We start from the raw sequence: 11,942 nt of genomic DNA, 5'->3' as shown, positions 1-11,942 counted from the left end.
TGTATTGTTATGCACTTTAGTTTTGGTTAGTTTTCAGTTTAAGTTTAATTTCGCTAAAAATCCCTTTAAAAATTGACCTATATCAAACTTGAAAAAGTTGACCTACATCAATGTAAATTTGGTCTTCTAGGGGATTACAAAAGTGTGAATAAAATTCATTAAAAAAAAATGGAAAGGGTATTGTATTTCATGTTTTTTTTACCTACCATAATATATATTTTTAAATAACAAATGATTACTAAAAAAACCGAACTAAGAGTACGATATTCTGAAACAGATCAGATGCAATATGTACATCACAGCAATTATGCCAAATACTTTGAAATCGCTCGTATTGAATGGCTTAGAGAGGCTGGAATCTCCTATAAAGAGATGGAAGAACAAGGAGTTATGCTACCTGTAGTAAACCTTATTACTGAGTTTAAAAAACCTGCCAAATACGATGATGTTCTTACTATAAAAACTGCGATAAAACAGGTTCCAACAGCTAAGATTATTTTTAGTTACGAAATATACAATCAGAATGAGGAATTGTTAACAACTGGAGAGTCAACTTTGGTGTTTGTTGACATGAAAAAAAATAGACCAATTAAATGTCCTGAGAATATTTTAGAAATCATTTTAAATCAAAAAGATTAATCTTCTTTTTCATTTATAACTTCAACACATCTTAAATCTATAAAAGATTGAATAACGGTGTCAAAAATAGAGATTGGAGAAAGTAAAATAAATTGGCAATCTAAATACATTTCTTGATGTTGAATTTCTAAGTCATAAGTTTTAATTAACCTCATAACTTTATCAACATGTTCATAGGTACTTTTAATAGTAAAGGTCTTTTTAATTATTTTCTCCTCTATAGTTGCAACTGCCAAAGTTTCTTCTGCACAAGTTCTATATGCTTTAATCAAACCACCTACTCCTAATTTAACACCTCCAAAATAACGAACCACAATTAATAATACATTGGTTACTTCATAAGATAATAATTGCCCATATATAGACTGACCAGCAGTATTACTTGGCTCACCATCATCATTTACTCTATAAGTCAATCCATCAAAACCTAAACGATAAGCATAACACCAATGTCTAGCATCGTGATATTGTTTTTTAATATCTTCTAATTTTTCTTTTACCTCTTCTTCACTAGTCACAAAAAACAAATACCCAATAAACTTACTCCCTTTTTCTTTGTAAAGCGTAGCTTCTACAGGTTTATCTATTGTTTTATATGTTTCTATTTGTGATTTACTCATACTGCAAAATAAAGTACTATAATAGCTAAAAAAGACATCCCTAACCCTATATAATTTTGTTTACTCAATTTCTCTTGATAAAGAAATAGCCCCAAAAGTACTGAGACCAAAACAACTAATAAATTATTTACTGAAAAAATTAACGAAGTTTCATAATTGGGCTGAGACAATGCTTTTAGGAAAAAATAAATAGAAAAATAATTTGGCAAGCCTAAAACCAAACCACCAATACAACTCTTTATAGATATTTTAAGATTCTCTGTTATTTTTTTTAACAAAAGTACCATTACTCCTATCAATCCACAAAACAAAAAAAGTGAAGTAGAAAACAAATCTAAATCATCATGAGAAACATAGTATGCTTGCATATGATTGATGATTGCATCAGCCAAACCACTTCCTATAAAAATCAAAAAAGGAAAGTACCATAAACGCTTATCAAACTTTTCTATTCCTTTCTTTTTAGAAGTAAACCAAACCCCTAACAAAGCCAAACCAATCCCAAATAATTTAAGAAAACCCGCATTTTCATTATATAATACGATCCCAATGGCAATTGGAATAACCACACTCATTTTATTAGCAACAGTCATTACAGACAACCCTCCTTTTTGAGCTGTTATGGCCATTAAATTAAATGTGATAATAAATAATGTAGAAATTGACAATGCCCCCCAAACCCAAGATTGAGTGATTAGATTTGAAACCGAAAAAACCGATTTACTATGCAAACATCCTATTGAAAAAGCTACAAAATAACTCACCACAATAGCTTGTAAATTATCTAGCCGATATCTCTGAAATTCTTTAATCGTTAAAAAAACAGCGGTGGTAAAAAGAATACTTAACAGTAAATAAATCATTGCTTGTTTTTGTAGTGTTTTACAGTATTAGACCCTAATGTAAAGTTTTTTTCAACGTTTATTTTTAGTACTGGAGCACTGATTCCTGTTTTAAAATCTTTATCTCCTACAAAAACAAAAGCTTCATCCCACAAATTCTCATCAATAAAAGTATCTAACAATTGCTTACCGCCCTCTACCAAAACAGATTGTATTTTTTCTTTGTATAAAACCTCCATGATTTGAGGTAACATATTTTTAGAAAAATCTATTTTTTCATATTGAACCTTGTCACTATCAACCTCTTTTTCTGTAAATATGATTGTTTTTACTTCTCCATTGTAAAGTTCATAATTATTAGGAACTCGTAAATTTCTGTCTATTAAAATTCTTATTGGCGAAACACCTCCGTAAGACCTGGTATTTAAACTTGGATTGTCTTTTAAAGCAGTATTAGTTCCCACCATAATAGCATGTTCTTCTGCCCTGATTTGATGTACTTTTTGCTTAGACAAATCATTAGAAATCCATGTAGGTTTGGCATCATTTATATGATTAACATCTCTAACTTTATCAATAAAACCATCTTGGGTTTCTGCCCATTTTAAGATGATGTAAGGTCTTTTTTTATTGTGATATGCAAAGAATCTTTTGTGTAATTCTAAACACTCCTCTTCTAACACTCCAACATGTACTTCTCTACCCGCTTTTAATAAAATCTCAATTCCTTTACCAGCTACAGCCGCAAAAGTATCTACACAGCCAATATAGATTTTGGGAATATTTTTAGCTTCTATTAAGTTTGCACAAGGAGGAGTTTTTCCATAATGCGCACAAGGTTCTAAAGTAACGTACAAGGTAGATTTGCTCAACAAACTTTCATCAGCCACACTATTGATAGCGTTGACTTCTGCATGAGGGCCACCGTAAGCACTTGTATAACCTTCTCCTATAATTTTCCCATCACAAACAATAACTGCTCCTACACATGGATTTGGATAAGCCAATCTTGTTCCTTTTTTTGCCAAGGAAACAGCACGTTGCATGTATGTTTCGTGAGTAGAAAGCATTATTTTAAAATTTTAATTTTATCGTTGAATTGAATTGGATATTCTTTTTTTACCAAAAACTTTTTAAAAGTTGCTTTTCCATCAAACTTCACCGCTACTTCATTGGTTAAAATACTGCTTAAAATAGAATTTAATAACCCTTTTTTAGAATCAAAAATTTGACCGTAAGACAATTTAATCTCTAATGGTACTTCAAAATCTTTTCTTGATGGCACCTTTACTTCTTGATTTTTTAAATCTCCTAAATCAATATCATTCACCACTGCATGTAAATCACTCAAAGCAATTTTACCTCCCACTCTATTAGGGTTGTTAAACCTTAAACCAGCTTTTATAGTAATGGAATCATTAATAATTTTAGAAACATTTACTTTTCCTACCCCAATATATTCTGGAGCTTTTAAATTAGAACAAGAAACAGCAAAGGCTACACTAATAAAAACGAATAATAATTTTACGAACTTCATATTTGTATATTTGTACTCGCAAAAATATCAATAAATAAGCCAATTAATGACTTTACTCTCATTTAAACAAAAATTATATACTCATTTAAAAAGTCATTATCCTAATACAGAGTTAGATTCTTTTTTTAAAATTATTTTAGAAAATGTCCTTCATCTCTCTAAAATTGATTTTGCTTTAGATCCCAACAAATTCATTTCTGATGATAAAAGCATTTTAATTGATGATATTATTGCTGGTTTAGAACAACAAAAACCTATTCAGCACCTAATTGGTTTTACGGAGTTTATGGATTTAAAATTTATAGTAAATGAACATGTTTTAATTCCAAGACCAGAAACAGAGGAGTTGATTTATTGGATGTTAAATGATTTTTCTAACATCCAAAACATAGATGTTTTAGATATAGGAACAGGGTCTGGATGTATTCCTATTACTTTGGCTAAAAATTTAAACAATGCCAATGTAAATACAATTGACATATCTACTAAAGCCATACAAACAGCTAAAGAGAATGCTAAGGAAAATAAAGTCAGCATCAACTTTATCCATCAAGATATTTTACAAGCTACAAAACTCCCTCAGCAATATGATGTAATTGTAAGCAACCCTCCTTATGTTAGAAATCTTGAAAAACAAGAAATGCAAAAAAATGTATTAGATTTTGAACCTCATTTGGCTTTGTTTGTAGCTGATGATAATCCTTTAATCTTTTACAAAAAAATAGCTGAGTTGGCCAAAGTATCATTAAAACCTAACGGAGCTTTGTATTACGAAATCAATCAATATCTAGGACAAGAAACGGTTGAATTATTAAAAAACATCGGATTTAAAAACATCGAACTAAAAAAAGATATGTTTGGGAATGACAGAATGATTAAAGCTTCTTTTTAGTAATAAAGTAGTCAGTACAAAGTATTAAGCAAACACATACAAACTGAGTACTCAATACTTTGTACTTGACACTTTTCACTTTAAACTTTTCACTTTATCACTCTTTAGTTTACTTTTGCAAAAAACTTTCACATGCGTATAGACATTATTACCGTATCGCCAGAATTAATCACAAGTCCTTTTGAACACTCTATTATGAAAAGAGCACAGGAAAAAGGATTGGCAGAAGTTCACTTTCATAATTTAAGAGATTATGCCATTAATGATTACGGTAAAATTGATGACATGCAATTTGGTGGTGGTGCCGGAATGGTGTTGATGATAGAACCTATTGATGCATGCATCAGTAAACTAAAAGCGGAAAGAGAATATGATGAAATTATTTATATGACTCCAGATGCACCGACTCTGAATCAACGCACTGCCAACACCCTTTCTTTAAAAGAAAACATGATTATTTTATGTGGACATTACAAAGGTGTGGATCAACGAGTAAGAGATCTATTTATCACCAAAGAAATATCTATAGGAGATTATGTATTGAGTGGTGGTGAATTAGGTGCTGCGGTTTTATGCGATACTATTCTTAGGTTAATTCCAGGAGTTTTAGGAGATGAAACCTCTGCTTTAACAGATTCTTTTCAAGATGATTTATTATCACCTCCAGTATATACTAGACCTGCAGATTACAAAGGACATAAAGTTCCAGAAGTACTTACTAGCGGGAACTTTCCTAAAATTGAAGAATGGAGAGCAGATAAAGCTTATGAACTTACAGAAAGAGTAAGACCCGATTTATTAGAAGATTAACATCAGAAAATCAAATAATTAGACAAAAACAAGTTTTCAAAAAAATATTTTAAATTTTAATTGATATATAAATTATAGTTATTATTTTTGCAGTCCTGAATTAACCTCTGACGATACTCGTGAATGTTGTTTCAGATTACAACCATTATAAAATATATACAATGGAATCTTTAGTAAAATTTGTACAAGACGAGTTTGTAGCAAAAAAAGAATTACCAAACTTTAAAGCCGGAGACACAATTACTGTGTATTACGAAATTAAAGAAGGGGCTAAAACAAGAACACAGTTCTTTAAGGGTGTAGTCATCCAAAGAAGAGGAAGTGGAGCATCAGAAACATTTACAATTCGTAAAATGTCTGGAACTGTTGGTGTAGAGCGTATCTTCCCAATTAACTTACCAGCTATTCAAAAAATCGAATTGAACAAACAAGGTAAAGTTCGTAGAGCTAGAATTTACTACTTTAAAGAACTTACTGGTAAAAAAGCAAGAATTAAAGAAGTTAGACGTAAATAATCTCTTTACTTTCTTAACATTTAAAAAGCTCAATACTATTTGTATTGAGCTTTTTTCATGCGAAAAATAGCACAGTTACACAAAAGATGTTATGTTTTTAACACCCTGTAAAAAAAGATAATATTATTAGTACATTTGCAAAACTTTGTAAACTTAAAAGTTTATAAATTGTAAGAAACTCATTCAATAAAATTTAAAGAATTAAAATGGCAACAGAAAATTCAAAAATCATTTATACACTTACGGACGAAGCTCCAGCTTTGGCTACGTATTCATTATTACCAATCATTAAAGCTTTTACTAGCAAGGCTGGTATTGAGGTAGAAACTAGAGATATTTCTTTAGCTGGAAGGATTTTAGCAAACTTCCCTGAATACTTAACTGATGATCAAAAAATTTCTGATGCTTTGGCTGAATTAGGAGAATTAGCTAAAACTCCTGAAGCAAATATTATCAAATTACCTAATATTTCTGCTTCAATTCCTCAGTTACAAGCGGCTATTAAAGAATTACAAGATAAAGGATTTAACATTCCTAACTTTCCATCTAACCCATCTACAGAAGAAGAAAAAGCAATCAAGGCTCAATATTCTAAAGTATTAGGATCTGCAGTAAACCCTGTATTAAGAGAAGGAAACTCTGACCGTAGAGCTCCTAAAGCTGTTAAAAACTACGCTAAGAAAAACCCACACTCTATGGGTAAATGGGAAAAAGACTCTAAAACTCACGTAGCTTCTATGGAGGCTAATGATTTTTACGGTTCTGAAAAATCTACTACTATTGAAAATGCTACAGAGTTTAAAATTACTTTTAACGGATCTGACTTAAAAGGATTTGCTCCTTTACAAGCAGGTGAAGTAATTGACTGTTCTGTAATGAGTATTAACTCATTAAAAGAATATGCTGCAAAAGAAATTGCAGATGCAAAAGCTAACGGTGTATTGTTATCACTACACATGAAAGCAACCATGATGAAGGTTTCTGACCCAATCATTTTTGGTGCTATTGTAGAAGTTTTCTACAAAGATGTTTTTGAAAAATACGCTGATTTATTTGCTGAATTAGGAGTTACTGCAACCAATGGTTTAGGAGACGTGTATGCTAAAATTGCTGGACATGCTAAAGAAGCAGAAGTAAAAGCTGCTATTGAGGCTGTTTACACAACTGCTCCTGATGTAGCTATGGTAAACTCAGACAAAGGAATTACAAACTTACACGTACCTTCTGATGTAATTGTTGATGCATCTATGCCTGCTATGATTAGAACTTCTGGTCAAATGTGGAACAAAGACGGAAAACAACAAGATACTAAAGCTTTAATTCCAGATAGATGTTATGCTGGAGTTTTCCAAGCAACTATCGATTTCTGTAAAGAACACGGTGCTTTTGACCCAACTACTATGGGAACGACTCCTAACGTAGGATTGATGGCTCAAAAAGCTGAAGAATATGGTTCTCACGACAAAACTTTCCAATTAGAAGAAGCTGGAACTGTAGAAGTTGTAGATAGAAACGGAAATGTGTTATTATCTCAAGATGTACAAGCTGGTGATGTTTTCAGAATGTGTCAAGTAAAAGATGCTCCTATTCAAGACTGGGTAAAATTAGCTGTTAACAGAGCAACTGCAACAGGTGACCCTGCTGTATTCTGGTTAGACGAAAACAGATCTCACGATGCTGAAATTATCAAAAAAGTAAACAAATATTTAGGAGACCACAATACTGATGGATTAGAAATTTTAATCAAATCTCCTATTGAAGCAACTAAATATACATTAGAAAGAGTAAAAGCTGGATTAGATACTATTTCTGTAACAGGAAACGTATTACGTGATTACTTAACAGATTTATTCCCTATTTTAGAATTAGGAACTTCAGCTAAAATGTTATCTATTGTACCATTAATGAATGGAGGTGGATTGTTTGAAACTGGTGCAGGAGGATCTGCTCCAAAACACGTTCAACAATTAATTGAAGAAAACTACTTACGTTGGGATTCATTAGGTGAATTCTTAGCTTTGGCAGTTTCTTTAGAACACTTAAGTGGAAGATATAACAATGCACAAGCTCAAGTATTAGCAGATACTTTAGATGCAGCTACTGGTCAATTCTTAGACAATGACAAATCTCCTACTCGTAGAGTTGGTGGTATTGACAACAGAGGTTCTCACTTCTACTTAGCATTGTACTGGGCACAAGAATTAGCTTCTCAAGATAAAGATGCTCAATTAAAAGCAATTTTTACTCCAGTTGCTGAAGCTATGGCTAAAAACGAAGCAAAAATTGTTGAAGAAATGATTTCTGCACAAGGTAAGGCTGTAAATATTGGTGGTTACTACAAATTAGATCAAGAGTTAACTTTTGATGTAATGAGAGTTAGTAAAACTTTGAACACTATTATTGATGGAATAGCTTAATTGATTCCAACTTTTATAAATTAAAAAGGATAAGATTTTTACAATCTTATCCTTTTTTTATGTGTATTATTTTCTACTTAAAAATGTTAAATGGTTTCTAGGTCACCTCATATTTTATTCTAAACCTTACAACACCAGTGGTTTGTTTATTTGTAAATATTTCCACAATTAAATATAACCTTACCTTTTAGATGATAATTAGTAGAAAACGGACTCTTGTCTTAAAATAATAAATAAGGGACTTAAATATCTTACAATATTTAAGCCCCTTATATTATACAATTAGGAAAAGTTATTACTCTTTTATTTTATCCATCTAGGATCTCCTATTAAATTGTCTTTTATTGTTTGATTTCCAATAGTAAAATCTCCATTTAAAGGATCTGCATATTCAGGATCTAATTGTGTACCAGACCCATCAAATACAGTCTGACTAGGATTAAAGAATCCGTCAGCATTAAAATAATTGTTATTACTAAAAGTAACTGTATCATCTGTTCTACTTTGATCAGAATATCCTTCAGAACCAGTATCGGTTATCAAAGTATTTTGTACAATAATGTCATTTGTCTGGAATCTAACATACAACACTCTTTTGCTTGATGAATCACAACATCCATACAACGTGCTATTTTCTAATAAAACATTACAAACCAAACCATTTTGAGTTGAAGTACCTGAATCATCAATTCTAAAGAAATCACGACCTGGAGCACAATTATTAAATGTACTTGTTCTTACCGCTACATTAAACACATCTGAATTTCTAAAATCAATAAAGTCTCCTCCGTTAGTTACAACATTTGTAACAATACAGTTTTCTACAGTTACGGATTGTACTATTGCATCAGTAGTGTTACCTGCTATAAATGAGCGATCAAAATCATGAACTGTACATCCTTTAATTAAAAGTGAATTATAGTTTCCAGCTCCTGTATATCTCACAACATCTTGTATTGTAGTTAAACCATTTAGATCTAAGTCTATTAAATTAACATCCGTAGCACCTGCTTCAATTTCAAAATTAATACTTAACTGAGGCTTAAAGTCTGTCTTTAATCCTCTAATGGTAATAGATTTATCTAAAGTAATTGTTCCTGTTTGTGCAGTAAAATCTCCTTGATCTATTAATATAATCTCTCCATCTTGAGCATTATTAAGTATTTGAATTAAATCATCTGTTGTAGAAACTAGAGTATTATTACCTACAGCAACTCCTGTTGTAATTTCAGCAAACCCTCTTTGTTTTGCGTTGTTATACAAAGTAGCTTCATAATCCGTTTCAGATGTTAACCCCGTTACATTAGCAACTCCATCTATTTTTTCCTGAGCAGTAATGTCATGTCTAACATCTCCTGGTTGTAATATAAAATGAGTTACGTTTAACCCTGCTTCCCATCTTAAAGTTACATTATCATCATCAGCATCACCAAGTTCATATGGTAACATAATTTGCTCAGACAATGTTGTAAACTCTCCTAAAGCCCAAGAAGAATCATCTAACTCCCTAGCACTTTTTGCTTTAACTCTTACAGAATAAACTGTTTCTCCTTCTAACCTCACCGTAATTGGTAATTCTTCTGCCGTAACCTCTACAGTTTCGTAAATAGTTGTAAAATCTGGATCATCTGCACTAAATTCAACTATATAACTATCTGTATTTTCATCTACAGTCCAACTCATTTCAACATAAGTTTGATTTCGTACAATTGTACTAAGACTTACTGGTGCAAACTCTCTTGAGATAGACAAACTTTCTACTACTTCTTCATCGTAACTACAGCTAGCTACCATAAAGATCAAGAGTGCTACTAACCCTTTATATATATATTTTGTTTTCATAAATATCGTTTTTAATTTTTTTAAATTCTAATAACCATAATCGTTTAACAATTGATTATTACTACCATCAATAAACACTTGCCAAATTGGCCAGAATTGTCTTTCATCAGGATTTACTCCTACTTTATATATAGAGTTAATAGTAGTATCCTCTAAAGCATCCCATGATTTTGTAGAATAATCTACTCCAGGGTTTGTGGTCTCACCTCTGTTTAGTCCATAAACATCTAATGTTTCTCCATCAGCTTCATATTTATAATATAAAGTAGTTGGTACATCTGCATAATCTCCTGAACGGTTCATAAAATCTGTCATCTTAGTTTTTGCTTCATCTAACTTAGACTTTAACAAGTTCCAACGAATAAGATTTTGTTTACGTTCCATTTCTCCTGTAAATTCTAATTTATGTTCATCAACAATTGCATTAAACATATCTGCTTTGGTAGACAAATTGTCTACATATGCATCAACTTTTGTAGCGTGTGCACTTGTAGGAAAAGCTCTTCTACGAATTTCTTTTAAATAAGGTGCAGCTGCTTGTGGCCCTGTTAATTCGTTTGCTGCCTCGGCTGCAATTAACAATACTTCTGCATAACGCATATAAACTTTATTAACTCCATCATCATTAGTAGAAGTCACATATCTATCCATCCACTCATAACGATACTTCCCAAAATACCATGTATCTGAAGCTGTTAACTCTTGTTTAGAAATACCATTAACAGCTGTTGCCCATTCATAAGGTACGCAAGTAACATCACGTCTGGTATCTTCTTCATCATAGTCATAAAAAACTGTTGGAACTGGCCCTGCAATTCCTCCTCTACCTTGACCTGTGTACTGATCTACGCTACGGTGTCTTACAGCAAAAGAGAACAAAACTCTACCACGACCATCTGCAAAAGGAATTTCCCAAAGAGACTCTCCTCCTGCTGTTACAATTTCTTTATTGTAATTTTTCCAAAATTGCTCAAACGAAGGATTTAATGAAGCTTTACCACTTTGAATTACATCTGTAGCCTCACTTAAAGCTAATGCATACATGTTATCAACAGATAAATCTGGATCACTACTTCTTCTAATACCATCAGGGTATTGCTGAAAACCACTAGCAATCATAGCTAAACGAGCTCTGAATCCTTTTACAAAAGCTTTGTTAATTTTTTCTACAGTAGACGTTACTGTAGTTTCATTTGGCCATGGCACCAATGTAGCTGCTTCACCTAAATCAGCAATAATTTGCTTATAAATTATATCTCTATTAGATTTTGCTAAATAAATTGTTTCTGAAGTAATAGGTTCAAAACGAGCAGGGACATCTCCCCAAGCTTTCATTAAATCTGCATAATATATAGCACGCAAAGTTAATGCCTCTCCTAATATTTGTCCTAACTCTGTTCCTGGTTGTGGATCTCCATAAGCTCGTAATCCACGAATACAAATATTTGCACGCTCTATACCAGAATACATCATAGCCCAAGCATTATTTGTTGAGTTCATTTGTGTATTATTAGGTTTCGCATCGTATATCATTAACTCTCCTTGAGAGCTACCAGCAGCATCAGAACTAAAGTTATATTCTACATCTGTATTAAATCCATAAAAAGGAATAAATCTACCTCTATATGAGTTTGTTTGCCCCATGGGTTCTAAAATTCCATCAATGGCTCCTCTTGCCAATCCTGGTGTAGAGAAAATAATAGATTCATCTAACGTAGATTTGGTTGGAGCTTCTAAAAAATCAGAAGTATCGTCTTGACAAGCTGTAAACAACCCAGCAATCATAACTCCTGAAATTATTGTTTTAATTATATTTTTCATTTTGTAA

The 11,942-nt window shown here is 31.9% G+C and carries 11 protein-coding genes; 5 read left to right on the top strand and 6 right to left on the bottom strand.

Annotated features, from left to right (window positions below; translation table 11 throughout):
- Positions 1-231: 231 nt before the first annotated feature.
- The gene (locus ACXGQT_RS15050) at positions 232-639 is read left to right on the top strand and encodes an acyl-CoA thioesterase (protein ID WP_457829392.1); all 408 of its coding nucleotides are present in this window, start codon (positions 232-234) and stop codon (positions 637-639) included.
- Here the strand turns inward: ACXGQT_RS15050 and ACXGQT_RS15045 are convergent.
- From ACXGQT_RS15045 to ACXGQT_RS15030, 4 genes are read right to left on the bottom strand one after another with little or no spacing between them, the layout of a single operon-like run.
- Positions 636-1,259, bottom strand: a complete 624-nt coding sequence (locus tag ACXGQT_RS15045) for an IMPACT family protein (protein WP_457829391.1) — start codon at positions 1,257-1,259, stop codon at positions 636-638. The genes ACXGQT_RS15050 and ACXGQT_RS15045 overlap by 4 nt on opposite strands.
- The gene (locus ACXGQT_RS15040) at positions 1,256-2,122 is read right to left on the bottom strand and encodes an EamA/RhaT family transporter (RefSeq protein WP_457829390.1); all 867 of its coding nucleotides are present in this window, start codon (positions 2,120-2,122) and stop codon (positions 1,256-1,258) included. Before ACXGQT_RS15040 ends, ACXGQT_RS15045 begins: the two co-directional genes overlap by 4 nt.
- Positions 2,119-3,171, bottom strand: coding sequence for a bifunctional diaminohydroxyphosphoribosylaminopyrimidine deaminase/5-amino-6-(5-phosphoribosylamino)uracil reductase RibD (gene ribD, locus ACXGQT_RS15035; protein WP_457829389.1), 1,053 nt, complete (start codon positions 3,169-3,171; stop codon positions 2,119-2,121). The genes ACXGQT_RS15040 and ribD overlap by 4 nt, the downstream gene beginning before the upstream one ends.
- On the bottom strand, positions 3,171-3,638 hold the full coding sequence (locus ACXGQT_RS15030) for an LEA type 2 family protein (RefSeq protein WP_068825969.1): 468 nt from the start codon (positions 3,636-3,638) through the stop codon (positions 3,171-3,173). Before ACXGQT_RS15030 ends, ribD begins: the two co-directional genes overlap by 1 nt.
- A 46-nt stretch (positions 3,639-3,684) precedes the next feature.
- On the opposite strand from ACXGQT_RS15030, the gene prmC reads away from it, so the two are divergent.
- The 4 genes from prmC to ACXGQT_RS15010 all read left to right on the top strand — a co-directional run bounded on the left by prmC (position 3,685) and on the right by ACXGQT_RS15010 (position 8,272).
- Positions 3,685-4,530, top strand: a complete 846-nt coding sequence (gene prmC, locus ACXGQT_RS15025; RefSeq protein WP_457829388.1) for a peptide chain release factor N(5)-glutamine methyltransferase — start codon at positions 3,685-3,687, stop codon at positions 4,528-4,530.
- A gap of 132 nt (positions 4,531-4,662) precedes the next feature.
- Positions 4,663-5,340 (top strand): tRNA (guanosine(37)-N1)-methyltransferase TrmD, encoded by a 678-nt coding sequence (gene trmD / locus ACXGQT_RS15020; protein ID WP_457829387.1) that lies wholly within the window; start codon positions 4,663-4,665, stop codon positions 5,338-5,340.
- A 161-nt stretch (positions 5,341-5,501) separates the two neighbouring features.
- On the top strand, positions 5,502-5,855 hold the full coding sequence (rplS, locus tag ACXGQT_RS15015; RefSeq protein ID WP_068828769.1) for a 50S ribosomal protein L19: 354 nt from the start codon (positions 5,502-5,504) through the stop codon (positions 5,853-5,855).
- A 206-nt stretch (positions 5,856-6,061) separates the two neighbouring features.
- On the top strand, positions 6,062-8,272 hold the full coding sequence (locus ACXGQT_RS15010; protein ID WP_457829386.1) for an NADP-dependent isocitrate dehydrogenase: 2,211 nt from the start codon (positions 6,062-6,064) through the stop codon (positions 8,270-8,272).
- Positions 8,273-8,575: 303 nt separating this feature from the next.
- Here ACXGQT_RS15010 and ACXGQT_RS15005 read toward each other — a convergent pair whose 3' ends face one another.
- Together ACXGQT_RS15005 and ACXGQT_RS15000 are read right to left on the bottom strand one after the other, a co-directional pair.
- Complete coding sequence (locus ACXGQT_RS15005; RefSeq protein ID WP_457829385.1) at positions 8,576-10,114, bottom strand: DUF5123 domain-containing protein; 1,539 nt, start codon at positions 10,112-10,114, stop codon at positions 8,576-8,578.
- Positions 10,115-10,141: 27 nt separating this feature from the next.
- Positions 10,142-11,935: a RagB/SusD family nutrient uptake outer membrane protein gene (locus ACXGQT_RS15000; RefSeq protein WP_457829384.1), complete on the bottom strand. Its 1,794-nt coding sequence runs from the start codon at positions 11,933-11,935 to the stop codon at positions 10,142-10,144.
- Positions 11,936-11,942 lie beyond the last annotated feature (7 nt).

Source organism: Wenyingzhuangia sp. IMCC45467 (assembly GCF_054111205.1).
Note: the sequence above shows the minus strand (reverse complement) of the source record. Positions and strands in the feature narration are given on the sequence as shown.